Source organism: Kordia periserrulae, assembly GCF_003054265.1.
In the GTDB taxonomy this organism is placed as follows: domain Bacteria; phylum Bacteroidota; class Bacteroidia; order Flavobacteriales; family Flavobacteriaceae; genus Kordia; species Kordia periserrulae.
Genome location: NZ_QBKT01000005.1, coordinates 147712 through 171070, shown reverse-complemented (window position 1 = coordinate 171070; position 23359 = coordinate 147712). Strand labels below are relative to the sequence as shown.

Here is a 23359-nt window from a genome sequence, read left to right as displayed (position 1 = left end):
TCTTGCATGAATGGGGTTGGGGAGCAAATTTGCTAAAAAAAGTGGTATTTGCCGACACGAATATACTTAAAGTTTCCTTTTTTTGAAGTCATTTTTTGTTAATATTTCTTGATTGACAAAGAATGACTTTATAATCAAAATCTGTGACATGTATGTTTTAAGAAGTGTATTCTATTACAGTAGGTTGCGGCAAGAAAAGTTCGATTAAAAACACCAAACTATCTCTCGCTATGATGGTGATGGAAATTAAAATGGTAGCCAGCAAAATAGCAACGGCGAGATTGTTTTTTCGCAATTCTCCAACTTCATTAACGTGTTTGGTCAACGATTTTGTCAGCATAAATCCGCTAAAGTGAATTATACCTGCCAATAAGAATCCTACAAATAGTGACAAGGAAGAGTATTTTAAGATTTCTACAAACAGATTTTCTTTAGCATGTGCTTGTAGCATTTCAATGGCGCCAATGATGGAAGGAATGATTCCGCTTAGCAAATAACCTGTACTGAAAATAATTCCTGAAAAGAGAATACTAAACGCCAAATTGGAATCGTTGATGTCCGCTTCTTTCAGCCTGAAGATACGAATTAAAATTTTATACGAAATAAAGAAGATAACGATTGACAATACGATTGACAATATAAGTTGACTGAGTGCTAAATAGAATACATCTGTGTTCATACGATTTACTTTTTATTGACTAGTACAAAATTCCAAAAGTTGATATTTGACACTTTTGCAGGTAAATATCCAATTACGCAATTTTCGGCAGTCGTTTCTACAAAATAATATTTTTTTCTGTTGTACATTTTATATTTTCCGCGAGATGGTATGTTGATTCCAAGTACGGAATGTCCATATTCATTGCTGTTTAAGATGGCAACATCATAATCAAATTTTGCCAAAAGCACAAAGAGCAACACGGTACGCGAATCGCAATCGCCTTGCAAATTAGCGCTAAATTCTGCAGGTGCAAAAATTCCGAGTCGCACATTTCCCACACATGGATACTCTTCGGTGCCATCACATGGAGTCGATTTTATGTAATTGTATTGAATGTCTTGAATACTGGTAATGATTAATTCGGCAAATTGCTTGCGATTTAACTTTTTTTGCTGTTGAATTTTACTGAATTCCACATACAAATGTTCGAGCAACGGGCGATCGTGGTCTGCCATGTGCTTGTAAAAATTTCCCCAAGTAAAGCTTCTCGTATATCGAAAACTGTTGCGATTTTTTTTAGACTTTACCACACTATTTTCGGCAATTTTAAAGTCCATTTGATGTCGATTGCCGTTAAAATCTCGCCAATTTTGTTTGTTGACGATATAGCGAACTTGCTTACCGTTTTCGGTAGTTGTAACAATTTCCCTTGTGGTTTTTTCAGTGTCTTTTGTCTCTGATGTGAGTTTATACCCTGATTTATCATATAAAATATTTAGCACAACAGCGAAAAATATCATCGCAAAAACCGTTCGGAAAAAATCGGAAACAATGCCTTGAAAAACTTCTTTGTTGGAAGAGGGTTTGCGTTTTATTTTTTTCCAGAGAAATCGAATTACAAAAAAAGCACACGCTGTAAAGATGAGCAACGCAGTACCTTTTATTTTAACTCGATACGTTAAAAAAAACAATGTACTAACAATAAAAATAGTAGCTAAAACTGCCATCGCTCCTGAAAAGAGTCGCTGAAAGCTTACAAGACAGCCGTTTGGTTTCTTATTGTCGGTCATGGTTTAAAGATATTATTTTTTTTGATTTGTTGATTTGTTAATTCATGGATTTGTCAATTTGTTTTTCGTATGCTGGTAAAATCTTTGAATACAATATTAACTTATGAAACTGATTTGCAACTACTTAATTACGGGAAAACCGTACTGGAGAGATTTTATTTTTTTATAACTTTCTGTAAACCAACACTTTTTAATATTATGAAAAAAAAGAATTTGAAGAGCTTAACGCTCCGTAAACAGCCTGTGAGCAATCTAAACAAAATGCGCGGAGGCAATGACTCTATCGATGTAGGAACCGTCATTGATACTATTATCGATTATACGATAAATTATACACGTGTATTTTCGTATTGCCCACATGTAACTTGCGGTTGTCCCGACCCAACTATACCGCCGTTGACTGAAGGTATTTTAACCTGTAGAGCAACTGCTTGTGAGGAATTAACGTGTGTAACTTGCGCGTAAAAAAGAAATCGGTTGAATGCTAAACATCCAACCGATTTTTTATGTGTTGTAATATGTCTTTTAGTGATTACTTCACTTTAAAAGCTTTGTCTTGTGGATAGTAGGCTACTTCTCCCAATTCTTCTTCGATGCGTAATAATTGATTGTATTTTGCCATTCTATCTGAACGAGAAGCCGAACCTGTTTTGATTTGCCCTGTGTTTAACGCTACAGCTAAATCGGCAATAGTATTGTCTTCCGTTTCTCCTGAGCGATGCGACATTACCGAAGTGTATCCTGCATTGTGTGCCATGTTTACAGCTGCAATGGTTTCTGTCAACGTTCCAATTTGGTTTACTTTGATAAGAATTGAATTTGCTGTGTTGTTTTCAATTCCGCGAGATAAACGCTCAACATTCGTCACGAATAAATCGTCACCTACCAATTGTACTTTATCACCAATTTTTTCAGTTAGGTATTTCCAACCTTCCCAGTCGTTTTCGTCCATTCCATCCTCAATAGAGATAATTGGATATTTCGCTGCTAATTCTGCTAAGTAATCTGCTTGTTCTTTCGATGTACGTACTTTTCCAGAGTCACCTTCAAATTTAGAATAGTCATACGCGCCATCTACGTAAAATTCCGCCGCAGCGCAATCCAACGCAATCATCACTTCATCACCCAATTTGTATCCTGCATTTTCTACTGCTTTTGAAATGGTGTCTAAGGCATCTTCGGTTCCGTCCAACGTTGGCGCAAAACCACCTTCATCACCTACAGCGGTACTCAAGCCTCTATCGTGCAATACTTTTTTAAGATTGTGGAAAATTTCCGTTCCCATTTGCATGGCATGTGTAAAGTTTTTTGCTTTTACAGGCATCACCATAAATTCTTGAAATGCAATTGGTGCATCTGAATGTGAACCTCCGTTGATGATGTTCATCATAGGCACAGGCAAGGTATTGGCAGAAACACCTCCAACATATCTGTATAACGGCATTCCTAATTCGTTTGCAGCAGCTTTCGCAACCGCTAACGAAACACCTAAGATGGCATTGGCACCTAAGTTTCCTTTGTTTGGTGTACCATCTAAGTCAATCATGATTTTATCGATTTGATTTTGCTCAAATACTGATACTCCAATTAATTCTTCTGCGATGGTTGTATTTACATTTTGAACAGCTTTACTCACGCCTTTTCCCATATAAGCGTTTCCTCCGTCGCGTAATTCTACAGCTTCATGCTCTCCTGTCGATGCTCCAGATGGTACTGCGGCTCTTCCTAAGATTCCTGTTTCTGTGATTACATCTACTTCTACCGTAGGATTTCCTCTTGAATCTAATATTTGTCTTGCGTGAATGTTGATTATTCTGCTCATCTTTTTTGTCTTTTTTCTGTTGTTTTTCTAAGCTAATTTACGAAACCTTTTCAAGTTTTACAGGCTTTACCGTTACTTTTACGGATATATGAACAATGTTTGTTTTTTGTCGGTTTTTATAAAATGCGAAAACGTTTTCCCGTTAAAAATAATGCAATGCTTTCTTTATAAATTATTGACTTTTACTATATATTACAATATTCTCTGCCGATTTAAACGCATACGAAAGTGATTTTTCCATAAAGGATTTTTTTGCATCGTAATTGACCAACGCAGCCGCATTCGGCACTTGTAATTCCCACGAAGCTGATTTGGTCAGTTTCCCTGGAATAATCATTGCGACTTGTCCGTACGTTTCCGAAACATCAATAGCTAGCGTCGCTTTTCCTTCGTTTGCTGCTTGTTGTGCTTTTTCTAATACTTCTTGATTGCTTGCCGCTCCTAATTTCACCCAATCGTTTGATTTTTTCACAATAGGTTGAATGCTATCGTAGATAACAAAACCGCCATCTTTTGCCCGGAAATCACCAATATTATAGAATTCGGTAATCATTTTGCTGATGCTGTTTCTACAATCGTTTCTGTTTGTCGACTCAGCTTTGCATTGTTTAAAATAAGCGATGGTTGTTGCTAAGAATTGCTCTTGCTGTGTTGATAAGGCTACTTCTTTTTTTGTTTCAACTTTCGTTGAAGTGTCTTTTTGAGAAGTGCTTTTTTCAGTTTTCTTATCGTTTTTGCAAGCGACTAACAATAGTACGGCGGCAATAAGCGTAATTGTTTTTTGCATGTTTTTCAGATTGCGATTAGACCGTTTTTACTTTTTGAATGTTTTCAATGAATTGATCGAATAGATATTCGCCGTCGTGTGGTCCTGGACTTGCTTCTGGATGGTATTGTACAGAGAAACAGTTTTTGTCTTTGATGCGAATTCCCGCAACGGTATTGTCATTCAAATGCACATGCGTGATTTCTACTACTGGATTTGCTTCTGTTTCTTCTCTGTTAATCGCAAAACCGTGATTTTGAGAGGTGATTTCCCCTTTTCCTGTCAACACATTTTTCACAGGATGATTGATGCCACGGTGTCCGTTGTGCATTTTATACGTTGAAATCCCGTTTGCCAACGCAATTACTTGATGTCCCAAACAGATTCCAAACAATGGTAAATCGCGTTTGATGACTTCTTTTGCCAAGTTGATAGCATCTTCCAAAGGTTCTGGATCGCCAGGTCCGTTGGATAGGAAATACCCATCAGGATTCCATGCGTTCATTTCTTCAAAGCTTGTGTTGTATGGAAACACTTTGATGCACGCTCCGCGTTTTGCCAAGTTTCTTAAAATGTTCTTTTTACAACCAATGTCTAAAGCAGCAATTTTGATAGCTGCATTTTCATCTCCAAAAATGTATGGTTCTTTTGTAGATACTTTTGACGCCAATTCCAATCCTGCCATGCTTGGTACTTCCGCTAATTTTGCTTTTAGTCCTTCAATATCGTCCACATCTGTAGAGATTACCGCGTTCATGGCTCCGTTGTCGCGAATGTAACTTACCAAAGCTCGTGTGTCTACATCAGAAATAGCGAACAGGTTGTATTTGTTTAAGAAATCTTTCAGTGAACTATCGGCAGCATCACGAGAAAACTCATAGCTAAAGTTTTTACATATCAACCCTGCAATTTTCACACTATCCGATTCCATTTCGTCTTCTGCCGTTCCATAGTTTCCAATGTGAACATTGGCTGTTACCATTAATTGTCCGTAGTACGAAGGATCGGTAAAAATTTCTTGATATCCAGTCATTCCTGTGTTGAAACACACTTCTCCGAAAGCCGTTCCTGGTTGTCCAATCGCTTTTCCGTAAAAGATAGTTCCATCTTCCAAAAGTAATAGTGCTTTTTGTCGATTTTGGTATTTCATATCGCTTTGATAATTTAGTTGTGTTGTATTGTAATTATAGTATTGTTGTGTACTTTCCCTGTGATTTGATAGCCTAATGAAAGAATATTTTCTTTGAACCAATCGTTTGACACGATATCGTTATGTGATAATATTTCCAATATTAGTATGGGTTTGCATCGTTTGATGGTTTCGATAGCGCCTTTGAGTGCAGGAATTTCAAAACCTTCCAAATCGAATTGAATGATTGAGATATTTCTGTCTTTCGGGATGATACTATCTAACGTTTCAATAACAATGGGTACAAATTTACCATTTTCTCCGTCAATTATTCTACTCGCGCCACCTAATTGTCTTCCATCTGCTGTTGCAACTTGTAGTTTTTGTTCAGATTTCTCAGCACCTAAGCCTACTTGAAGCAGTTCAACGTTTGTAAGATTGTTGATGCGAATTGTGATATCGGCACATCGAAAAAATTCTGAGCTTGGCTCAAAACTCCAGACTTTGGCATTTTTTGAAATGTTTTTAGCAATTCCCGGTAAGAAGTCGCCAAAAAACGCACCTGCTTGTACTACATCGCCATTTTGACAATTGTCAATAATGTATTGAATGGTTTCTGGCTCGTAGACTTCACCTTTTAGAATTGCTTGCACCACCGATTCTTTTTGCGCAGCAAATGGCGTACAGTAACCACCGTATTTGTTATAAGCAATTGTAGCGTTTAATGTAAATTCGTCCTCTACTAAAGAAGAAACATGTTTTGGCGCATTGACAACACCTTTTTTAAGCACATTCTTTTTGAGGTATTTCTTTAGTTTTTTAGGAACTAATGATTTTACAAATTGAATCATTGAATTGGTAATTCTTTTTTAGATTATGTAACAAATCTAAAAACTTTTTTATTTCTTTTAAGGTTCCCTTTTTCAGGTGAACTAGTTCTGTTTTCAGCTTAAAGTTCGCCTTATCAGGCTCCTTTAAGCTGAACTTCACTAGCATAAAAAAAAGGATAAACTTTTTTAAGTTTATCCTTTTATATGTAATGAATTGAATTTCATTATTCTTCTTCGTTAGAAGCTTGTGTTTCAACTGGAGCTGGCGCAGGAGTATTGGCTTTGTTTCCACCTCTACTTCTTCTGCTTCGTCTTGTTGATTTCGATTTCTTCTCAGTGTTGTACGTTTCGTTGTAGTCCACTAATTCGATTAATGCCATTTGTGCATTATCTCCTAAACGATTTCCTAATTTGATAATTCTAGTGTATCCACCTGGTCTGTCAGCTACTTTTACAGCAACATCTCTGAACAATTCAGTAACAGCGTGCTTGTTTCTAAGTTTACTGAACACTAAACGACGATTGTGTGTTGTGTCTTCTTTACACTTTGTTACCAATGGCTCAACAAATTGCTTTAATGCTTTTGCTTTTGCAACTGTTGTATTGATACGCTTGTGCTCAATTAAAGAACAAGCCATGTTTGCTAACATTGACTTTCTGTGAGCCGTTTTTCTACCTAAGTGGTTTACTTTTTTTCCGTGTCTCATGACATTTGTTTTTAACCTTTATCTTGCTACAACTCGTTTGAGGAGCAAATTATAAAGGAATTAATCTTTATCTAATTTGTATTTTGACAAGTCCATTCCGAAACTTAACCCTTTTACGTTTACTAGTTCTTCTAGTTCCGTCAACGATTTTTTACCAAAGTTTCTAAATTTCATTAAATCATTTTTGTTGTAAGATACTAAGTCTCCTAAGGTATCTACTTCTGCAGCTTTTAAACAGTTTAATGCTCTTACAGAAAGATCCATGTCTACCAATTTTGTTTTTAGTAATTGGCGCATGTGTAATGACTCTTCGTCATAGGTTTCTGTTTGTGCAATTTCATCCGCTTCTAAAGTGATACGCTCGTCAGAGAATAACATAAAGTGGTGAATTAACGTTTTAGCAGCTTCCGTCAATGCTTCTTTAGGATGAATAGAACCATCTGTAATGATTTCAAAAACTAGCTTTTCGTAGTCAGTTTTTTGTTCAACACGATAGTTTTCTATGCTGTATTTTACATTCTTTACAGGTGTGTAAATAGAATCTGTAAAGATAGTTCCTAGAGGAGCATTTGATTTTTTGTTTTCTTCAGCAGGAACATAACCTCTACCTTTTTCTATTGTAATTTCCATGTTGATATTCACGCTAGCATCCATGTTACAGATAACTAAATCTGGATTTAACACTTGGAAACCAGAGATGAATTTTTGGAAATCACCAGCAGTAAGTTGTTCTTTACCTGAAACAGAAATTGATACTGATTCGTTGTCAATATCTTCTATTTGTCTTTTAAAGCGTACTTGCTTTAAGTTCAAAATAATTTCTGTTACATCTTCTACAACACCAGAAATCGTTGAAAATTCGTGATCTACTTTGTCTATTCGTACAGAAGTAATCGCAAAACCTTCCAATGATGATAGAAGTACTCTTCTTAATGCGTTCCCGATAGTTAGCCCATAACCAGGTTCTAAAGGACGAAATTCAAATTTGCCATCGAACTCAGATGAGTCAATCATGATAACTTTATCGGGCTTTTGGAAGTTTAATAATGCCATATTAAGAATACTTTCTGATTTATTATTATTTAGAATATAATTCTACGATTAATTGCTCTTTAATATTTTCAGGAATTTGGAGTCTTTCTGGAATAGATACATACGTACCTTCTTTCTTGTCTCCGTTCCATGTAATCCACTCATATACGTGGCTAGCGTTCGCTAGAGCTCTTTCAATTACTTCAAGAGATTTTGATTTTTCTCTTACTCCTACTACATCACCTGCTTTAAGTGTGTATGAAGGAATGTTTACGATTTCTCCGTTTACTGTAATATGACGGTGCGATACTAATTGTCTTGCACCACTTCTTGTTGGAGAAATCCCCATTCTGTAAACAACGTTATCTAAACGAGATTCACACAATTGTAATAATACTTCACCAGTAATTCCTTTGCTACTGTTCGCTTTTTTGAACAAGTTTCTGAACTGACGCTCAAGAATTCCGTAGGTGTATTTTGCTTTTTGTTTTTCTTGCAACTGGATAGCGTATTCAGATTTTTTTCCTCTACGTCTGTTGTTTCCGTGTTGCCCTGGAGGATAATTTCTTTTTTCAAAAGATTTATCGTCTCCGAAAATTGCTTCACCAAATTTACGAGCAATTTTAGTCTTTGGACCAGTATATCTTGCCATTTCTAATAGTTATTATGAGAGTGATTATGAATTAAGGCTTGTCCTTCGATAATCGTTAATCTCTCAAGTGAAAATAAATTAATTATACTCTTCTTCTTTTTGGAGGTCTACATCCATTGTGTGGTAATGGAGTAACGTCAATGATTTCTGTTACTTCAATTCCTGCGTTGTGAATGGTTCTGATAGCAGATTCTCTACCGTTTCCTGGACCTTTTACGTATACTTTTACTTTACGTAAACCAGCTTCATGTGCTACTTTAGAAGCATCTTCTGCCGCAGTTTGTGCAGCATAAGGTGTATTCTTTTTAGAACCTCTAAAGCCCATTTTACCAGCAGATGACCAAGAAATCACATCTCCTTTTTTGTTTGTAAGTGAAATAATGATGTTGTTAAAAGATGCAGTTACGTGAGCTTCTCCTACAGACTCCACTATTACTTTACGTTTTTTTGTACTCTTGCTAGACTTTGCCATATTTCTTTTGTGTTTTGTTGTTAGTTGTTAGTGTTTGTACTAACCGCTAACTCCTAAAACTGACGTCTATTGATTATTTAGTTGCTTTTTTCTTGTTAGCAACAGTTTTTCTTCTACCTTTTCTTGTTCTAGAGTTGTTCTTTGTTCTTTGACCTCTTAATGGAAGTCCAGATCTGTGACGAATTCCTCTGTAACAACCGATATCCATTAAACGTTTGATGTTTAACTGAACTTCAGTACGTAATTCACCTTCAATAGTGAAAGCACCAACTGCTTCACGAATTTTACCGATTTCTTCATCGGTCCATTCTGATACTTTTGTATCTTCACTTACGTTTGCAGTTTCTAAAATTTGTTTAGCTCTGCTTTTACCTATTCCAAAGATGTATGTTAATGAGATAACACCTCTTTTGTGTTTTGGAATGTCTACTCCTGCGATTCTTGCCATAACTATCCTTGTCTTTGTTTAAATCTAGGATTCTTTTTATTGATTACGTATAATCTGCCCTTACGACGCACAATTTTGCACTCGGGACTTCTCTTTTTTAATGATGCTCTTACTTTCATGAGTTTATCAATTTTTGAATCGTGTACAGATTAGTATCTGTAGGTAATTCTTGCTTTTGTTAAATCGTATGGACTCATTTCTAATTTTACTTTATCACCAGGTAATAATTTAATGTAATGCATACGCATTTTTCCTGAGATATGAGCCGTTACGATGTGACCATTTTCTAATTCTACACGGAACATCGCATTTGATAATGCTTCTATGATTGTTCCGTCTTGTTCTATTGCAGCTTGTTTAGCCATAATTATGCAACTACTTTACGGTTTTTACCTGTTTTCATTAAACCATCATAATGTCTATTCAACAAGTATGAGTTTATTTGTTGCATGGTATCTATGGCAACTCCTACCATAATTAGCAACGATGTTCCTCCAAAGAATAATGCCCAACCTTGCTGAATTCCCATGATTGTACCTACGATAGCAGGAAAAATTGCAATCAATGCTAAAAAGATTGATCCAGGTAAGGTTATTTGTGACATTATTTTGTCTAGGTATTCTCCTGTTTCGCTACCAGGGCGAATTCCAGGAATAAAACCTCCACTTCTTTTTAAGTCATCTGCCATTTTATTAGTTGGCACGGTGATAGCTGTGTAGAAGTATGTAAATATGATGATTAAAAATGCGAATAAGACATTATACCACAATCCAAACACATTGGAAAAATTAGCTTGCATCCACTGTCCTACTGTAGATTCGGCTCCTAAACCTTGACCTATTGCAGAAGGAACAAACATCAATGCTTGCGCAAAGATGATTGGCATTACACCAGATGCATTTAATTTTAATGGAATAAATTGTCTTGCTCCAAACATGTTCTTCTCGTATCCACCAGTTGCGGTTCTTCTTGCGTATTGTACTGGTACTTGACGTACTGCCATGACCAACATTACACTTAAAAGAATGATTACCAACCAAATTACAATTTCGATAAGAATTAACATTGGTTTTGATGAATTGGAAGCAACTTCTTGAACAAACGCTACAGGCATTTGCGCGATGATTCCAACCATAATTAATAACGAGATACCGTTACCAATTCCTTTATCCGTAATTTTTTCACCTAACCACATTGCAAAGATAGTTCCTGTAACTAAGATGATTACAGAAGGAACAACGAAATCTAATCCTTTTCCAATTGTAAATGCAGCATCTGGAACTCCTAATTGACCTAATCCCCATAAATAGAATGGTGCTTGCACCAAACAGATAACGATGGTAAGCCATCTTGTGATTTGCGTGATTTTTTTACGACCACTTTCTCCTTCTTTTTGAAGTTTTTGTAAGTAAGGAATTGCGATTCCCATTAACTGAACTACAATAGAAGCAGATATATAAGGCATAATTCCTAGTGCAAATACTGAAGCCTTAGCGAAAGCTCCACCAGTAAACATATTTAATAGGCCTCCAATACCATCATCAAACTTACCAGCAAAGGATTCTCCAAGTTGTGTATAGTCCATACCTGGAAGACTCACTTGCGCTCCAAAACGGTATACAAGTAATAGTCCAAGAGTTACTAAAATTTTATTTTTTAGTTCCTCAATACTCCAAATACTTTTTATTGTGTCAATAAATTTTTTCATGCTTCTATGTAGAAATTATAAAGTTACTGCTTCTCCTCCCGCTGCTTCAATAGCTGCTTTTGCGGAAGCTGTGAATTTATGTGCGGTAACTTTTAATTTTGATTTAAGCTCACCTCTTCCAAGGATTTTTACTAAATCAGTTTTTCTAGCTACTCTGTTAGCTACTAATATGTCTAAATCAACAGTATCTGTGATTCTTCCTTCATCAACTAATTCCTGAAGTTTATCAAGATTTACACCTTGATATTCTTTACGGTTGATATTCTTGAAACCGAACTTAGGAACACGTCTTTGAAGTGGCATTTGTCCACCTTCAAATCCAATTTTCTTTGAATAACCTGAGCGAGATTTAGCTCCTTTGTGACCACGTGTAGCAGTACCACCTTTTCCAGAACCTTGTCCTCTACCAACTCTTTTGTTATTACTCTGAACTGAACCGTCAGCTGGTTTTAAGTTACTTAAATCCATAACCAGTTGTTATTTTTAAGCTTCTTCTACAGAAACTAAGTGTTTAACTTTATTTATCATTCCAAGGATGTTCGGTGTATCATCATGCTCAACAACCTGTCCGATCTTTTTAAGACCAAGCGCTTCTAGTGTTCTCTTTTGATCTTGAGGACGACTAATTTTGCTTCTTACTTGTGTTACTTTAATTTTTGCCATTTTATCCTTGATTTATCCTTTAAATACTTTTTCTAAAGAAATTCCTCTTTGTCTAGCTACCATGCCTGCATCGCGTAATTGTAATAAAGCATCGAAAGTTGCTTTTACTACGTTGTGCGGGTTAGATGATCCTTGAGACTTTGATAATACATTGTGAACTCCTACAGCTTCTAATACTGCACGTACAGCTCCACCTGCGATAACTCCCGTACCCGAAGATGCTGGTTGAATATATACTCTAGCGCCACCGTATTTTCCTTTTTGCTCGTGTGGTAATGTACCATTTTGCAAAGGAATACGAACTAGATTTTTCTTCGCATCTTCGATTGCTTTTGCAATCGCAGTAGCAACGTCTTTAGATTTTCCTAAACCGTGTCCTACAACACCGTTTTCGTCTCCAACAACAACAATTGCCGAGAATCCAAAGGCTCTACCACCTTTTGTTACTTTCGTTACACGTTGTACTCCTACCAAACGATCCTTTAATTCTAGTCCACCTGGCTTTACTAATTCTGCGTTTTTGTATTTCTGATACATAGTTTCTTAGAATTTAAGTCCTCCTTCTCTAGCACCTTCTGCTAATGATTTTACTCTTCCGTGGTATAAGTATCCACCTCTATCAAATGCGATGGTTTCAATTCCAGCTTTTAACGCTTTTTCAGCGATTGACTTTCCTACTAGGGCAGCCACTTCTGTTTTTGTTCCTTCTGCTTTGATATCTTTATCTCTAGATGAAGCGGCAACAATTGTTTTTCCGTCTACATCATTGATAATTTGAGCATAAATTTCTTTATTACTTCTAAAAACAGACAATCGTGGTCTAGCTTCAGTACCTTCAACGATTTTTCTGATTCTGTTTTTAATTCTCTGTCTTCTTTCAGTCTTTGATAATCCCATAATTAATTATTAAGCTGATTTACCTGCTTTTCTTCTTAATACTTCTCCAACAAACTTAACTCCTTTTCCTTTGTAAGGCTCTGGCTTACGGAACGCACGGATTTTAGCAGCTACTTGACCTACTAATTGTTTGTCATGGGAAGTTAATTTTATGATTGGATCTTTACCTTTCTCAGAGATTGTTTCAACTTTAACTTCAGGAGCTAAGTCCATAACAATGTTGTGTGAGAAACCTAAAGCTAACTCTAGTCTTTGTCCTTGGTTACTTGCTCTGTAACCAACTCCTACTAATTGTAGCTCTTTTGTAAATCCTTTAGATACACCTTCAACCATATTGTTGATTAATGCTCTATATAGACCGTGTTTTGCTCTATGATCTTTGCTGTCAGATGGACGCTCAAGAACGATTTGACCTTCTTCTTGTGATACGGTAATACCTTCCACTTGTTGTGTCAATTCGCCTAATTTACCTTTTACGGTTACCTGACCATCTTTTATATCTACAGTAACTCCTTCTGGAATACTTACTGGGTTTTTACCTATTCTTGACATTTCTGTTAGTCTTTTTAATTAGTAAACGTAACATAAAACTTCACCACCAACATTTTCACGCTGCGCTTGCTTTCCTGTCATTACTCCGTGAGAAGTAGATACAATTGCAATACCCAATCCGTTTAATACTCTTGGAAGTTCGTTAGCTCCAGCATACTTTCGTAAACCTGGTGTACTGATTCTTTGAATTTTCTTGATTACAGGTTCTTTTGTCATCTTATCGTATTTTAATGCGATTTTGATGCTTCCCTGTACAGTGTTATCTTCAAACTTGTAGCTTAAAATATATCCTTGATCGAATAAGATTTTTGTAATCTCTTTTTTAAGCTTTGAAGCTGGAATCTCGACAACTCTGTGTCCCGCTCTACTAGCGTTTCTGATTCTTGTTAAGTAATCCGCTATTGGATCTGTATACATATTAGTGAATTTGCGGTTTTGGTTTTCGACAGAAGTCGAACCTGAAACCAATTTATAATTTTACCAACTTGCTTTTTTAACGCCAGGAATTAATCCTTTGTTAGCCATTTCTCTGAACATTACACGAGAAATCCCGAACTGACGCATATACCCTTTTGGTCTTCCTGTAAGTTTGCAACGATTGTGCATACGTACTGGAGAAGCATTTTTTGGCAACTTTTGCAATGCTTCGTAATCGCCAGCTTCTTTCAAAGCTTTTCTTTTCTCAGCATATTTAGCAACCATTTCTGCTCTTTTCACCTCACGGGCTTTCATTGATTCTTTAGCCATAATTAGTTCTTTTTAAAAGGTAATCCTAATTCTGTTAATAATGATTTCGCTTCTTTGTCTGTTGACGCAGAAGTTACAAATGTAATATCCATTCCAGCAATTCTGTTTACTTTATCGATATTTATTTCTGGAAAGATAATTTGCTCAGTAATTCCTAAGTTGTAGTTACCTCTTCCGTCAAAACCATTTGCTTTGATTCCATTAAAATCTCTTACTCGTGGCAAGGCTGAAGTAGTCAATCTGTCTAAAAACTCATACATTTTTTCTCCACGTAAAGTAACTTTTGCCCCGATTGGCATTCCTTTACGTAATTTGAAAGATGCAACGTCTTTCTTTGAGATTGTAGCTACTGCTTTTTGTCCTGTAATTTTACCAAACTCTTCAATAGCGTGGTCAATTAACTTCTTATCCGCTACTGCACCACCAACTCCTCTACTTAAAACAATTTTTTCAAGCTTTGGAACTTGCATTACGTTTGTGTAACCGAATTCATCTGTAAGAGCTTGGATTACTCTTTCCTTATACTCTTTCTTTAATCTTGGAATGTAAGCCATAACTATAATACTTCATTAGATTTTTTAGAAAATCTTACTTTCTTATCTCCTTCCATTCTATATCCAACTCTTGTTGCTTCACCTTTAGAGGTCATCAATGCAAGATTTGAAATATGGATTGGAGCTTCTTTTTCTACAATTCCACCTTGAGGATTTTGCGCTGTAGGTTTTGTGTGTTTTTTTACAATATTCACACCTTCTACGATGGCTTTATTTTCCTCACGGAGAACTTTTAATACTTTACCAGTTACAGGATTGTCGGCAGTACTTTTGTTAGCACCAGCGATTACCTTCACTGTATCTCCTGTTTTTATCTTTAGTTTTGTCATTTTAAACTACGTTTATAGCACCTCTGGCGCCAATGATACAATTTTCATGAATTGCTTGTCACGAAGTTCTCTAGCAACTGGTCCAAAAACACGTGTTCCTCTCATTTCCCCTGCTGGGTTCAATAATACACACGCATTGTCGTCGAATCTGATGTAAGAGCCATCTGGTCTTCTTACTTCTTTCTTAGTACGAACAACAACTGCCGTAGAAACTTGTCCTTTTTTCACACTTCCGTTAGGAGTTGCATCTTTTACAGTGACAACAATTTTGTCTCCAACAGAAGCATAACGTCTTTTCGTTCCACCTAAAACGCGGATTGTCAACACTTCTTTAGCTCCTGTATTGTCTGCTACTTTTAATCTTGATTCTTGTTGTACCATAATTATTTAGCTCTTTCAATGATTTCAACTAATCTCCAACATTTGGTTTTACTCAATGGACGTGTTTCCATTATTTTTACTGTATCACCAATGTTACAATCGTTCTTTTCGTCGTGCGCAACATATTTCTTTGTTTTTAACACGAACTTACCGTACATAGGGTGCTTTACTCTTTTCACTTCAGAAACCACGATTGATTTCGTCATTTTGTTACTAGTAACAACACCTATTCTCTCTTTTCTTAAATTTCTTTTTTCCATCTGTCAGTAGAATTCAATTTATTGCAATTCTCTTTTAGTTAGTTCAGTAGCTACTCTCGCAACTGTTCTTCTTACTGAACGCAACTGAATTGGATTATCTAAAGGAGAGATAGCGTGTGCTACTTTCAAATCTGAGTAATTCTTTTTTAACTCCTTTAGTTTTTCTTGTAACTCAGCTACAGATAATTCTTTAATTTCTGATTGTTTCATACTTCCTAAAAATTAAGCTTCGTAATCGCGAGCTACAATAAACTTCGTTTTAACTGGTAATTTTTGAGCTGCTAAACGCAAAGCTTCTTTAGCAACGTGCATTGGCACGCCACCAATTTCAAAAATAATTCTACCAGGTTTTACAACAGCTGCCCAGTATTCTGGAGCACCTTTACCTTTACCCATACGTACTTCAAGTGGCTTTTTTGTAATTGGCTTGTCTGGAAATATCTTAATCCATAATTGACCTTCTCTTTTCATGTAACGAGTTGCCGCAATACGGGCAGCTTCTATCTGACGAGATGTCAAGAAATTTGAATCTAATGATTTGATACCAAACATACCGTTAGAAAGCAAGTGACCTCTACCAGAGTTTCCTTTCATTCGCCCTTTCTGTACTTTACGATATTTTGTTCTTTTTGGCTGTAACATTTTCTTTTACTTTAAAAAATTACTTTCTACGACGAGATTTTCCTTTTCCACCTGAATTATTGTTTCCACCTTTTCCAGATTGCTTTTTAGCCATTCCTACAAGTGGAGATAATTCTCTCTTTCCATACACCTCACCTTTCATTACCCATACTTTCACTCCTAATCTACCATAAGTAGTGTGAGCTTCATGTAATGCATAATCGATATCTGCTCTGAAAGTTGATAAAGGAATACGACCGTCTTTATACGATTCAGAACGTGCCATTTCCGCTCCGTTTAAACGACCAGAAATTTGAACTTTGATTCCCTCAGCATTCATACGCATTGCAGCCGCAATAGCCATTTTAATAGCTCTTCTGTATGAAATTCTGTTTTCAATTTGACGCGCGATACTAGCCGCAATCAAATTTGCATCAAGTTCAGGTCTTTTAATCTCAAAGATATTGATCTGTACTTCTTTACCTGTAATTTTCTTAAGCTCTTCTTTTAACTTGTCTACCTCTTGACCTCCTTTACCAATAATGATACCAGGACGCGCCGTAGTGATAGTAACGGTTACAAGTTTAAGTGTGCGCTCAATAATTACTCTAGAAACACTAGCTTTCGATAAACGAGCATGGATATACTTTCTGATTTTATCGTCCTCAGCAAGTTTATCTCCATAGTCATTACCTCCGTACCAGTTAGATTCCCATCCTCTGATGATACCAAGGCGATTTCCGATTGGATTTGTTTTTTGTCCCATACTCTTCTCTTAGCTTTGTGTGTTATTGTTGTCTCCTAAAACCAATGTAACATGGTTAGAGCGTTTTCTAATTCTGTGTGCACGACCTTGTGGTGCTGGACGCAGTCTTTTTAACATGCTTCCACCATCAACTCTGATCTCCTTTACAAACAATTCAGCATCTTCAATGCTTGCATCTTCGTTTTTAGCTTGCCAATTTGCAATAGCAGATAATAGCAATTTCTCTAAACGACGAGAAGCTTCTTTTTGACTGAATCTTAATATATGAAGCGCTTTTTCTACTTTCTCACCTCTTACTAAATCCGCAACTAAGCGCATTTTTCTTGGAGAAGTAGGGCAGTTATTCAACTTTGCAAATGCTATACTCTTCTTAGCTTCTTTGATTTGCTCTGCTCTTTCTTTTTTACGAACTCCCATAGCTTCTTATTATTTTTTTCCTTTATTTTTCGCACCAGCGTGACCTCTAAATGATCGTGTTGGTGAAAATTCTCCTAATTTATGTCCTACCATGTTTTCAGTAACATATACAGGAACAAACTGACGACCGTTATGAACAGCGATAGTCTGACCAACGAAATCTGGAGTAATCATAGACGCTCTAGACCAAGTTTTGATCACGGCTTTCTTTCCTGACTCAATATTTTGTTGAACTTTTTTATCCAAACTATAGTGAACGTAAGGTCCTTTTTTTAATGATCTTGCCATGTCTTATTTCTTTCTACGTTCTATGATATATCTATTACTCGCTTTCGTTTTAGATCGTGTACGGTATCCTTTAGCTGGAATTCCTTTTCTCGATCTTGGGTGTCCTCCTGAAGATTTCCCTTCACCACCACCCATTGGGTGATCAACAGGGTTCATCACTACTGGTCTCGTTCTTGGTCTTCTACCTAACCATCTTCCTCTACCTGCTTTACCAGATACTAATAACTGGTGGTCAGAGTTAGAGATAGCTCCGATAGTTGCCAAGCAGTTCGCCATTACCATTCTAGTTTCCCCAGAAGGCAATTTGATAGTAGCATATTTTCCGTCACGCGCCATCAATTGAGCGAATGCACCAGCACTACGAGCCATCACAGCTCCTTGACCTGGACGCAATTCAACACAAGAAATAATAGTTCCTAAAGGAATATTACTTAATGGCATTGCATTTCCGATTTCTGGAGCCACTTGTTCTCCTGAAACTACAGTTTGACCTACTTTCAATCCGTTTTGAGCAATGATGTAGCGCTTTTCTCCATCAGTGTATTGAACTAATGCGATAAAAGCAGTTCTGTTTGGATCATACTCAATAGTTTTCACTTCCGCAGAAACATCTTTACGATCTCTTTTGAAATCGATAATACGGTATCTTTTCTTATGACCACCTCCGATGTAACGCATGGTCATTTTACCTTGATTGTTTCTACCACCAGACTTCTTCTTCGGTGCGAGCAAGCTCTTCTCCGGCTTATCAGTAGTGATGGCATCGAATCCATTAACTACTCTAAAACGCTGAGCTGGTGTAATTGGTTTTAATTTTCTTACTGACATTTTTTGTCTTTACTTATTTATATATTGCTATAGAAATCAATAATATCTCCTTCCGCTACATCAACGACTGCTTTTTTAGTAGCATTCGTTTTTCCATGCTGGATTCCAGTTTTGGTGTAACGTACTTTTCTATCAGGTCCGTAATTCATAGTACGAACTTTCTCCACAGAAACTCCATATGTAGCTTCTATTGCTTTCTTAATCTCAACTTTATTAGCTTTTACATTTACTAAGAAAGTGTAACGATTATTTAATTCACTATCAGCGGTAGCTTTTTCAGTTACAACTGGCTTAATTAAGATGCTCATTTGGTTCCTTATTTACTTAAATTCGACTCAATTCCCTCTAGCGAACCTTCAAAAATAACTACACTATTTGCATTAACAATTTTGTAAGTGCTTAATTCTGAACTAGTTACAACCTCAGAGGTTTTCAAATTACGTGACGACAAATATACATTATTATTTGAATCACCCAACACAAATAGCGATTTTTTACTATCTAACCCTAAAGCTTTCAATACATTGATGAAATTTTTAGTCTTAGGAGCGTCAAAATTAAAGTCTTCAACAACAATAATTGACTCGCTTTTTGCCTTTAATGTTAGCGCTGATTTTCTAGCCAAACGCTTCACATTTTTGTTTAATTTTTGAGAGTAGCTTCTTGGTCTTGGACCGAAAACTCTACCTCCACCTTTGAATAAAGGGTTTTTGATACTTCCTGCACGTGCAGTACCTGTACCTTTTTGCTTTTTAATCTTACGAGTACTTCCCGCGATTTCAGCTCTTTCTTTCGCCTTGTGCGTTCCTTGACGTTGATTAGCCAAATATTGCTTCACATCCAAGTATACCGCATGATCGTTAGGCTCAATAGCAAAAACAGCATCAGAAAGGTTTGCCTTTCTCCCTGTTTCTTTTCCGTTTATATCTAAAACTGCTACTTCCATTACTTCTGAACGATTACATAAGAGTTTTTATGACCAGGAACACATCCTTTTACCACTAGCAAGTTCTTTTCAGGAACTACTTTTAAGACTCTTAAATTTTGAACTTTCACTTTATCTCCACCCATTCTTCCTGCCATGCGCATTCCTTTGAATACACGCGCAGGATAAGATGCAGCTCCAATAGAACCTGGCGCTCTCAAACGGTTGTGCTGACCGTGAGTTGCTTGTCCAACACCACCAAATCCGTGACGCTTAACAACTCCTTGGAAACCTTTACCTTTTGATGTTCCAGAAATATCAACGAATTCACCTTCTCTAAAGTGCTCAACCGTGATACTGTCTCCTAATTTATACTCTTCTTCAAATCCTTGGAATTCAACAACTTTGTATTTAGGCGAAGTACCTGCTTTTTTAAAGTGACCATTAGCCGCTTTTGAAGCACGTTTTTCTGCCTTGTCATCGAAACCAAGTTGAAGAGCCTCATACCCGTCAACCTCATTGGTTCTGACTTGGGTAACAACGCATGGTCCAGCTTCGATAACAGTACATGGAATGTTTTTTCCATTCTCGTCAAAGATGCTTGTCATGCCGATTTTTTTTCCGATTAACCCAGACATTTTGATTTTTAGATTGTGGATTTTAGATTTTAGATTTTAGACCAAGTCTAAAACAAAACTTTCAATCCGTGATTATTAATTTACTTATTTAAAAAAATTCAGAGCGAAAAATACGCTTCGCTCTGAATTGTATTTTTACCGTTTTTCCTTTGCACGCAGCTCGGGACATGTTTACTTTCCACACAAGTGGCAAGCTCATACTTTCTTTTAGCTTCTGTGAGATTCCCGTTTTCACGAGAATGGAAATTAAACTTTGATTTCCACCTCAACTCCACTTGGCAATTCAAGCTTCATTAACGCATCAATCGTTTTTGAAGATGAACTGTAGATATCAAGCAATCTTTTGTAAGAGCTTAATTGAAATTGCTCTCTTGATTTCTTGTTTACGTGCGGAGAACGCAATACAGTAAAGATTTTTTTGTGTGTTGGTAATGGAATTGGACCAGTTACTACAGCACCAGTTGTTTTTACTGTTTTTACGATTTTTTCAGCTGACTTATCAACTAAGTTATGATCGTATGATTTTAATTTTATTCTAATTTTTTGACTCATTTTCTTAGTTTTAAGCAGTTACACCTTTAGACTTCGCGATTACTTCTTCTGAAATGTTAGAAGGAGTTTCTGCGTAATGAGAGAATTCCATTGTTGAAGTTGCTCTACCAGATGATAATGTACGTAATGAAGTTACATATCCAAACATTTCAGATAATGGCACTGTAGCTTTCACTACTTTAGAACCAGCTCTGTCAGACATGTCAGATACTTGTCCGCGACGACGGTTTAAGTCACCTACGATATCTCCCATGTTTTCTTCTGGAGTTAATACTTCTAATTTCATGATTGGCTCAAGGATTACCGCTCCTGCTGCTTTCGCTGCTGCTTTGTATCCTAATTTTGCTGCCAATTCAAATGATAATGCATCAGAATCTACAGGGTGGAAAGAACCGTCTTTTAAGACAATTTTCATAGTATCCATTTCGAATCCTGCTAAAGGTCCGTTTAACATTGCTGTTTTGAATCCTTTTTCTACCGCTGGAATGAATTCTTTTGGAATACGACCACCTTTGATTTCGTCAACAAACTGCAATCCATCTCCAACGAAATCTTCATCTACTGGACTCATTTCAAATACGATATCACCGAATTTACCACGTCCACCAGATTGCTTTTTATAAACTTCTCTGTGCTCAGCTTTTCTTGTAAGTGCTTCTTTGTACTCTACTTGAGGTTCACCTTGATTTACTTCAACCTTAAACTCACGTCGTAAACGGTCAACAATAATATCTAAGTGCAACTCACCCATTCCTGAGATTACAGTTTGCCCAGAAGCTTCGTCAGTTTTTACTGTAAATGTTGGATCTTCTTCAGCTAATTTTGCCAAAGCCATTCCTAATTTATCAACATCAGCCTTTGTTTTTGGCTCTACTGCGATACCAATTACAGGGTCTGGGAAGTTCATTGATTCTAATACAATAGGATTCTTTTCGTCAGATAATGTATCTCCTGTTTTGATATCTTTAAATCCTACAGCAGCTCCAATATCTCCTGCTTCAATATATTCAATTGCATTTTGCTTGTTTGAGTGCATTTGGTAGATACGTGAGATACGTTCTTTTTTACCAGAACGATTGTTCAATACATACGAACCTGCATCTAATCTTCCAGAGTATGCACGGAAGAATGCCAAACGACCTACGAAAGGATCTGTTGCAATTTTAAATGCTAAAGCAGCAAACGGATCTTTTACAGATGGTTTACGAGAAATCTCTTCATCCGTATCAGGATGCGTTCCTTTGATATCGTCTTTATCTACTGGTGAAGGCAAGTAACGGCATACTGCATCTAACAAGAATTGAACTCCTTTGTTTTTAAATGCAGAACCACAAATCATAGGAATGATTGCCATGTCCATTACCGCAGCTCTTAATGCAGCGTGAATTTCCTCTTCAGTGATAGAGTTTTCATCTTCCATGAATTTCTCTAACAACTCCTCATCATACGTTGCTACTTCTTCAATCAAGTGCGCACGTGCTTCAGCCGCTTCTGCTTTTAAATCTTCTGGAATGTCAATAACATCAAAAGTAGCACCTTGTGTTTCATCATGCCAAACAATAGCACGGTTTTTCACCAAGTCAACAATACCTTTAAAGTCAGCTTCATCTCCAATTGGCAATACAATTTGTACTGCGTTAGAACCAAGCATTTCTTTTACTTGCGTACATACGTTCGCAAAGTTAGACCCTTGACGGTCCATTTTGTTTACAAATCCGATTCTTGGAACTTTGTAGTTATCTGCAAGTCTCCAGTTAGTTTCAGATTGTGGCTCAACACCATCAACCGCACTAAACAAGAATACCAATCCGTCTAATACACGTAATGAACGGTTTACCTCTACTGTAAAGTCAACGTGACCTGGAGTATCAATAATGTTAAAGTGATATCCTTTTGTTTCAGGAGTTGGTTTTGCATTTTCTAATGGGAATTGCCACGTACAAGTTGTAGCCGCAGACGTAATTGTAATACCACGCTCTTGCTCTTGCTCCATCCAGTCCATTGTAGCAGCACCATCGTGCACCTCTCCAATTTTATGACTTACACCTGTATAGTATAGGATACGCTCTGTAGTTGTTGTTTTACCAGCATCAATGTGAGCAGCGATACCGATATTTCTAGTATATTTTAAATCTCTAGCCATTTTTATAGTTGTGTCTTATTAAAATCTAAAATGTGAGAATGCCTTGTTTGCTTCCGCCATCTTGTGCGTATCTACTCTTTTCTTAACTGCCGCACCTTCTTCTTTTGCAGCCGCCAATACTTCTGAAGCTAATCTTAAAGCCATTGATTTCTCATTTCTTTTACGAGAATAGCTAATTAACCATTTCATCGCCATAGACACTTTTCTGTCTGGTCTAATTTGCATTGGAATTTGAAATGTAGCCCCACCAACTCTACGCGAACGTACTTCTACGTGCGGCATAACGTTTGACAATGCTTCTTTCCAAATTTCTAAAGCAGTTTTTTCTTCGTCTGTTTTCTTTTGCTCTACAATATCCATTGCATCATAGAAAATCTTGAATGCTACTGACTTTTTACCATCCCACATTAAGTTATTCACAAAACGCGTTACTAATTGATCGTTAAATCTTGGGTCTGGTAAAAGAGGTCTTTTTTTCGCCTTTCTTTTTCTCATGTCTTT

General features: G+C 36.7%; 38 protein-coding genes. 1 reads left to right on the top strand and 37 read right to left on the bottom strand.

Features of this window, described 5'->3' with window-relative positions; all coding sequences use genetic code 11:
* Positions 1-157: 157 nt before the first annotated feature.
* Entirely contained in the window at positions 158-679 is a 522-nt protein-coding gene (locus C8N46_RS11895; protein WP_108115122.1) for a DUF350 domain-containing protein, read from the bottom strand.
* A 5-nt stretch (positions 680-684) separates the two neighbouring features.
* Entirely contained in the window at positions 685-1731 is a 1047-nt protein-coding gene (locus C8N46_RS11890) for a hypothetical protein (protein ID WP_108115121.1), read from the bottom strand.
* 198 nt (positions 1732-1929) lie between these two features.
* On the opposite strand from C8N46_RS11890, the gene C8N46_RS11885 reads away from it, so the two are divergent.
* A complete protein-coding gene (locus C8N46_RS11885) occupies positions 1930-2196 on the top strand; it encodes a hypothetical protein (RefSeq protein ID WP_146169807.1) in 267 nt (88 codons plus the stop codon).
* A gap of 67 nt (positions 2197-2263) precedes the next feature.
* Here C8N46_RS11885 and eno read toward each other — a convergent pair whose 3' ends face one another.
* The 35 genes from eno to rpsG all read right to left on the bottom strand — a co-directional run bounded on the left by eno (position 2264) and on the right by rpsG (position 23353).
* Positions 2264-3553, bottom strand: a complete 1290-nt coding sequence (eno, locus tag C8N46_RS11880; RefSeq protein ID WP_108115119.1) for a phosphopyruvate hydratase — start codon at positions 3551-3553, stop codon at positions 2264-2266.
* A gap of 172 nt (positions 3554-3725) precedes the next feature.
* On the bottom strand, positions 3726-4340 hold the full coding sequence (locus C8N46_RS11875) for a hypothetical protein (RefSeq protein WP_108115118.1): 615 nt from the start codon (positions 4338-4340) through the stop codon (positions 3726-3728).
* 16 nt (positions 4341-4356) lie between these two features.
* Positions 4357-5469, bottom strand: coding sequence for a glutamine-hydrolyzing carbamoyl-phosphate synthase small subunit (gene carA, locus C8N46_RS11870; RefSeq protein ID WP_108115117.1), 1113 nt, complete (start codon positions 5467-5469; stop codon positions 4357-4359).
* Between the two features lie 14 nt (positions 5470-5483).
* Positions 5484-6299 (bottom strand): FkbM family methyltransferase, encoded by an 816-nt coding sequence (locus tag C8N46_RS11865; RefSeq protein WP_108115116.1) that lies wholly within the window; start codon positions 6297-6299, stop codon positions 5484-5486.
* A 203-nt stretch (positions 6300-6502) separates the two neighbouring features.
* Positions 6503-6985: a 50S ribosomal protein L17 gene (gene rplQ / locus C8N46_RS11860; protein ID WP_108115115.1), complete on the bottom strand. Its 483-nt coding sequence runs from the start codon at positions 6983-6985 to the stop codon at positions 6503-6505.
* Positions 6986-7045: 60 nt separating this feature from the next.
* Entirely contained in the window at positions 7046-8038 is a 993-nt protein-coding gene (locus C8N46_RS11855; protein WP_108115114.1) for a DNA-directed RNA polymerase subunit alpha, read from the bottom strand.
* 25 nt (positions 8039-8063) lie between these two features.
* Positions 8064-8669 (bottom strand): 30S ribosomal protein S4, encoded by a 606-nt coding sequence (gene rpsD / locus C8N46_RS11850; RefSeq protein ID WP_108115113.1) that lies wholly within the window; start codon positions 8667-8669, stop codon positions 8064-8066.
* 82 nt (positions 8670-8751) lie between these two features.
* Positions 8752-9141, bottom strand: coding sequence for a 30S ribosomal protein S11 (gene rpsK / locus C8N46_RS11845; protein WP_108115112.1), 390 nt, complete (start codon positions 9139-9141; stop codon positions 8752-8754).
* Between the two features lie 73 nt (positions 9142-9214).
* Positions 9215-9589 (bottom strand): 30S ribosomal protein S13, encoded by a 375-nt coding sequence (rpsM, locus tag C8N46_RS11840; RefSeq protein ID WP_108115111.1) that lies wholly within the window; start codon positions 9587-9589, stop codon positions 9215-9217.
* A 2-nt stretch (positions 9590-9591) separates the two neighbouring features.
* Positions 9592-9708, bottom strand: coding sequence for a type B 50S ribosomal protein L36 (ykgO, locus tag C8N46_RS11835; RefSeq protein ID WP_074978891.1), 117 nt, complete (start codon positions 9706-9708; stop codon positions 9592-9594).
* Positions 9709-9738: 30 nt separating this feature from the next.
* The gene (infA, locus tag C8N46_RS11830) at positions 9739-9954 is read right to left on the bottom strand and encodes a translation initiation factor IF-1 (protein WP_007094967.1); all 216 of its coding nucleotides are present in this window, start codon (positions 9952-9954) and stop codon (positions 9739-9741) included.
* Positions 9955-9956: 2 nt separating this feature from the next.
* Positions 9957-11297, bottom strand: a complete 1341-nt coding sequence (gene secY, locus C8N46_RS11825) for a preprotein translocase subunit SecY (RefSeq protein ID WP_108115110.1) — start codon at positions 11295-11297, stop codon at positions 9957-9959.
* A 15-nt stretch (positions 11298-11312) separates the two neighbouring features.
* Positions 11313-11765, bottom strand: coding sequence for a 50S ribosomal protein L15 (gene rplO, locus C8N46_RS11820; protein WP_108115109.1), 453 nt, complete (start codon positions 11763-11765; stop codon positions 11313-11315).
* 15 nt (positions 11766-11780) lie between these two features.
* On the bottom strand, positions 11781-11960 hold the full coding sequence (gene rpmD / locus C8N46_RS11815) for a 50S ribosomal protein L30 (protein WP_108115108.1): 180 nt from the start codon (positions 11958-11960) through the stop codon (positions 11781-11783).
* A 12-nt stretch (positions 11961-11972) separates the two neighbouring features.
* Positions 11973-12497 (bottom strand): 30S ribosomal protein S5, encoded by a 525-nt coding sequence (gene rpsE, locus C8N46_RS11810; RefSeq protein WP_108115107.1) that lies wholly within the window; start codon positions 12495-12497, stop codon positions 11973-11975.
* Positions 12498-12503: 6 nt separating this feature from the next.
* On the bottom strand, positions 12504-12857 hold the full coding sequence (gene rplR, locus C8N46_RS11805; RefSeq protein ID WP_108115106.1) for a 50S ribosomal protein L18: 354 nt from the start codon (positions 12855-12857) through the stop codon (positions 12504-12506).
* Positions 12858-12866: 9 nt separating this feature from the next.
* Positions 12867-13409 (bottom strand): 50S ribosomal protein L6, encoded by a 543-nt coding sequence (rplF, locus tag C8N46_RS11800; RefSeq protein WP_108115105.1) that lies wholly within the window; start codon positions 13407-13409, stop codon positions 12867-12869.
* 18 nt (positions 13410-13427) lie between these two features.
* Entirely contained in the window at positions 13428-13826 is a 399-nt protein-coding gene (gene rpsH / locus C8N46_RS11795) for a 30S ribosomal protein S8 (protein WP_108115104.1), read from the bottom strand.
* 60 nt (positions 13827-13886) lie between these two features.
* Positions 13887-14156: a 30S ribosomal protein S14 gene (gene rpsN / locus C8N46_RS11790; protein ID WP_108115103.1), complete on the bottom strand. Its 270-nt coding sequence runs from the start codon at positions 14154-14156 to the stop codon at positions 13887-13889.
* 2 nt (positions 14157-14158) lie between these two features.
* Positions 14159-14710, bottom strand: coding sequence for a 50S ribosomal protein L5 (rplE, locus tag C8N46_RS11785; RefSeq protein ID WP_108115102.1), 552 nt, complete (start codon positions 14708-14710; stop codon positions 14159-14161).
* 2 nt (positions 14711-14712) lie between these two features.
* Positions 14713-15039: a 50S ribosomal protein L24 gene (gene rplX, locus C8N46_RS11780; protein WP_108115101.1), complete on the bottom strand. Its 327-nt coding sequence runs from the start codon at positions 15037-15039 to the stop codon at positions 14713-14715.
* A 12-nt stretch (positions 15040-15051) separates the two neighbouring features.
* A complete protein-coding gene (gene rplN, locus C8N46_RS11775) occupies positions 15052-15420 on the bottom strand; it encodes a 50S ribosomal protein L14 (RefSeq protein ID WP_108115100.1) in 369 nt (122 codons plus the stop codon).
* 2 nt (positions 15421-15422) lie between these two features.
* The gene (gene rpsQ, locus C8N46_RS11770; RefSeq protein ID WP_007094979.1) at positions 15423-15680 is read right to left on the bottom strand and encodes a 30S ribosomal protein S17; all 258 of its coding nucleotides are present in this window, start codon (positions 15678-15680) and stop codon (positions 15423-15425) included.
* An 18-nt stretch (positions 15681-15698) separates the two neighbouring features.
* Positions 15699-15890 carry a 50S ribosomal protein L29 gene (gene rpmC / locus C8N46_RS11765; protein ID WP_007094980.1) on the bottom strand — a complete coding sequence of 64 codons (192 nt, stop codon included), beginning with the start codon at positions 15888-15890 and terminating at the stop codon, positions 15699-15701.
* 12 nt (positions 15891-15902) lie between these two features.
* On the bottom strand, positions 15903-16322 hold the full coding sequence (rplP, locus tag C8N46_RS11760; RefSeq protein ID WP_108115099.1) for a 50S ribosomal protein L16: 420 nt from the start codon (positions 16320-16322) through the stop codon (positions 15903-15905).
* A gap of 19 nt (positions 16323-16341) precedes the next feature.
* The gene (gene rpsC / locus C8N46_RS11755; protein ID WP_108115098.1) at positions 16342-17067 is read right to left on the bottom strand and encodes a 30S ribosomal protein S3; all 726 of its coding nucleotides are present in this window, start codon (positions 17065-17067) and stop codon (positions 16342-16344) included.
* Positions 17068-17076: 9 nt separating this feature from the next.
* The gene (rplV, locus tag C8N46_RS11750; RefSeq protein ID WP_108115097.1) at positions 17077-17484 is read right to left on the bottom strand and encodes a 50S ribosomal protein L22; all 408 of its coding nucleotides are present in this window, start codon (positions 17482-17484) and stop codon (positions 17077-17079) included.
* Between the two features lie 9 nt (positions 17485-17493).
* A complete protein-coding gene (gene rpsS / locus C8N46_RS11745; protein ID WP_007094984.1) occupies positions 17494-17772 on the bottom strand; it encodes a 30S ribosomal protein S19 in 279 nt (92 codons plus the stop codon).
* Positions 17773-17775: 3 nt separating this feature from the next.
* A complete protein-coding gene (rplB, locus tag C8N46_RS11740; RefSeq protein WP_108115096.1) occupies positions 17776-18600 on the bottom strand; it encodes a 50S ribosomal protein L2 in 825 nt (274 codons plus the stop codon).
* Between the two features lie 17 nt (positions 18601-18617).
* Complete coding sequence (gene rplW, locus C8N46_RS11735) at positions 18618-18908, bottom strand: 50S ribosomal protein L23 (protein ID WP_108115095.1); 291 nt, start codon at positions 18906-18908, stop codon at positions 18618-18620.
* 8 nt (positions 18909-18916) lie between these two features.
* Positions 18917-19546, bottom strand: a complete 630-nt coding sequence (rplD, locus tag C8N46_RS11730) for a 50S ribosomal protein L4 (protein WP_108115094.1) — start codon at positions 19544-19546, stop codon at positions 18917-18919.
* Positions 19546-20163: a 50S ribosomal protein L3 gene (rplC, locus tag C8N46_RS11725; RefSeq protein ID WP_108115093.1), complete on the bottom strand. Its 618-nt coding sequence runs from the start codon at positions 20161-20163 to the stop codon at positions 19546-19548. Before rplC ends, rplD begins: the two co-directional genes overlap by 1 nt.
* Positions 20164-20409: 246 nt before the next feature.
* Positions 20410-20715: a 30S ribosomal protein S10 gene (gene rpsJ / locus C8N46_RS11720; protein WP_007094989.1), complete on the bottom strand. Its 306-nt coding sequence runs from the start codon at positions 20713-20715 to the stop codon at positions 20410-20412.
* Between the two features lie 10 nt (positions 20716-20725).
* Positions 20726-22858: an elongation factor G gene (gene fusA / locus C8N46_RS11715; RefSeq protein ID WP_108115092.1), complete on the bottom strand. Its 2133-nt coding sequence runs from the start codon at positions 22856-22858 to the stop codon at positions 20726-20728.
* 18 nt (positions 22859-22876) lie between these two features.
* Positions 22877-23353: a 30S ribosomal protein S7 gene (gene rpsG, locus C8N46_RS11710; protein ID WP_108115091.1), complete on the bottom strand. Its 477-nt coding sequence runs from the start codon at positions 23351-23353 to the stop codon at positions 22877-22879.
* Between the last annotated feature and the right edge of the window lie 6 nt (positions 23354-23359).

What these genes read in the sequence shown, in the direction of transcription:
- C8N46_RS11895 (WP_108115122.1), bottom strand. Translation starts at nt 679, where the DNA reads ATGAACACAGATGTATTCTATTTAGCACTCAGTCAACTTATATTGTCA.
- C8N46_RS11890 (WP_108115121.1), bottom strand. Translation starts at nt 1,731, where the DNA reads ATGACCGACAATAAGAAACCAAACGGCTGTCTTGTAAGCTTTCAGCGA.
- C8N46_RS11885 (WP_146169807.1), top strand. Translation starts at nt 1,930, where the DNA reads ATGAAAAAAAAGAATTTGAAGAGCTTAACGCTCCGTAAACAGCCTGTG.
- eno (WP_108115119.1), bottom strand. Translation starts at nt 3,553, where the DNA reads ATGAGCAGAATAATCAACATTCACGCAAGACAAATATTAGATTCAAGA.
- C8N46_RS11875 (WP_108115118.1), bottom strand. Translation starts at nt 4,340, where the DNA reads ATGCAAAAAACAATTACGCTTATTGCCGCCGTACTATTGTTAGTCGCT.
- carA (WP_108115117.1), bottom strand. Translation starts at nt 5,469, where the DNA reads ATGAAATACCAAAATCGACAAAAAGCACTATTACTTTTGGAAGATGGA.
- C8N46_RS11865 (WP_108115116.1), bottom strand. Translation starts at nt 6,299, where the DNA reads ATGATTCAATTTGTAAAATCATTAGTTCCTAAAAAACTAAAGAAATAC.
- rplQ (WP_108115115.1), bottom strand. Translation starts at nt 6,985, where the DNA reads ATGAGACACGGAAAAAAAGTAAACCACTTAGGTAGAAAAACGGCTCAC.
- C8N46_RS11855 (WP_108115114.1), bottom strand. Translation starts at nt 8,038, where the DNA reads ATGGCATTATTAAACTTCCAAAAGCCCGATAAAGTTATCATGATTGAC.
- rpsD (WP_108115113.1), bottom strand. Translation starts at nt 8,669, where the DNA reads ATGGCAAGATATACTGGTCCAAAGACTAAAATTGCTCGTAAATTTGGT.
- rpsK (WP_108115112.1), bottom strand. Translation starts at nt 9,141, where the DNA reads ATGGCAAAGTCTAGCAAGAGTACAAAAAAACGTAAAGTAATAGTGGAG.
- rpsM (WP_108115111.1), bottom strand. Translation starts at nt 9,589, where the DNA reads ATGGCAAGAATCGCAGGAGTAGACATTCCAAAACACAAAAGAGGTGTT.
- ykgO (WP_074978891.1), bottom strand. Translation starts at nt 9,708, where the DNA reads ATGAAAGTAAGAGCATCATTAAAAAAGAGAAGTCCCGAGTGCAAAATT.
- infA (WP_007094967.1), bottom strand. Translation starts at nt 9,954, where the DNA reads ATGGCTAAACAAGCTGCAATAGAACAAGACGGAACAATCATAGAAGCA.
- secY (WP_108115110.1), bottom strand. Translation starts at nt 11,297, where the DNA reads ATGAAAAAATTTATTGACACAATAAAAAGTATTTGGAGTATTGAGGAA.
- rplO (WP_108115109.1), bottom strand. Translation starts at nt 11,765, where the DNA reads ATGGATTTAAGTAACTTAAAACCAGCTGACGGTTCAGTTCAGAGTAAT.
- rpmD (WP_108115108.1), bottom strand. Translation starts at nt 11,960, where the DNA reads ATGGCAAAAATTAAAGTAACACAAGTAAGAAGCAAAATTAGTCGTCCT.
- rpsE (WP_108115107.1), bottom strand. Translation starts at nt 12,497, where the DNA reads ATGTATCAGAAATACAAAAACGCAGAATTAGTAAAGCCAGGTGGACTA.
- rplR (WP_108115106.1), bottom strand. Translation starts at nt 12,857, where the DNA reads ATGGGATTATCAAAGACTGAAAGAAGACAGAGAATTAAAAACAGAATC.
- rplF (WP_108115105.1), bottom strand. Translation starts at nt 13,409, where the DNA reads ATGTCAAGAATAGGTAAAAACCCAGTAAGTATTCCAGAAGGAGTTACT.
- rpsH (WP_108115104.1), bottom strand. Translation starts at nt 13,826, where the DNA reads ATGTATACAGATCCAATAGCGGATTACTTAACAAGAATCAGAAACGCT.
- rpsN (WP_108115103.1), bottom strand. Translation starts at nt 14,156, where the DNA reads ATGGCTAAAGAATCAATGAAAGCCCGTGAGGTGAAAAGAGCAGAAATG.
- rplE (WP_108115102.1), bottom strand. Translation starts at nt 14,710, where the DNA reads ATGGCTTACATTCCAAGATTAAAGAAAGAGTATAAGGAAAGAGTAATC.
- rplX (WP_108115101.1), bottom strand. Translation starts at nt 15,039, where the DNA reads ATGACAAAACTAAAGATAAAAACAGGAGATACAGTGAAGGTAATCGCT.
- rplN (WP_108115100.1), bottom strand. Translation starts at nt 15,420, where the DNA reads ATGGTACAACAAGAATCAAGATTAAAAGTAGCAGACAATACAGGAGCT.
- rpsQ (WP_007094979.1), bottom strand. Translation starts at nt 15,680, where the DNA reads ATGGAAAAAAGAAATTTAAGAAAAGAGAGAATAGGTGTTGTTACTAGT.
- rpmC (WP_007094980.1), bottom strand. Translation starts at nt 15,890, where the DNA reads ATGAAACAATCAGAAATTAAAGAATTATCTGTAGCTGAGTTACAAGAA.
- rplP (WP_108115099.1), bottom strand. Translation starts at nt 16,322, where the DNA reads ATGTTACAGCCAAAAAGAACAAAATATCGTAAAGTACAGAAAGGGCGA.
- rpsC (WP_108115098.1), bottom strand. Translation starts at nt 17,067, where the DNA reads ATGGGACAAAAAACAAATCCAATCGGAAATCGCCTTGGTATCATCAGA.
- rplV (WP_108115097.1), bottom strand. Translation starts at nt 17,484, where the DNA reads ATGGGAGTTCGTAAAAAAGAAAGAGCAGAGCAAATCAAAGAAGCTAAG.
- rpsS (WP_007094984.1), bottom strand. Translation starts at nt 17,772, where the DNA reads ATGGCAAGATCATTAAAAAAAGGACCTTACGTTCACTATAGTTTGGAT.
- rplB (WP_108115096.1), bottom strand. Translation starts at nt 18,600, where the DNA reads ATGTCAGTAAGAAAATTAAAACCAATTACACCAGCTCAGCGTTTTAGA.
- rplW (WP_108115095.1), bottom strand. Translation starts at nt 18,908, where the DNA reads ATGAGCATCTTAATTAAGCCAGTTGTAACTGAAAAAGCTACCGCTGAT.
- rplD (WP_108115094.1), bottom strand. Translation starts at nt 19,546, where the DNA reads ATGGAAGTAGCAGTTTTAGATATAAACGGAAAAGAAACAGGGAGAAAG.
- rplC (WP_108115093.1), bottom strand. Translation starts at nt 20,163, where the DNA reads ATGTCTGGGTTAATCGGAAAAAAAATCGGCATGACAAGCATCTTTGAC.
- rpsJ (WP_007094989.1), bottom strand. Translation starts at nt 20,715, where the DNA reads ATGAGTCAAAAAATTAGAATAAAATTAAAATCATACGATCATAACTTA.
- fusA (WP_108115092.1), bottom strand. Translation starts at nt 22,858, where the DNA reads ATGGCTAGAGATTTAAAATATACTAGAAATATCGGTATCGCTGCTCAC.
- rpsG (WP_108115091.1), bottom strand. Translation starts at nt 23,353, where the DNA reads ATGAGAAAAAGAAAGGCGAAAAAAAGACCTCTTTTACCAGACCCAAGA.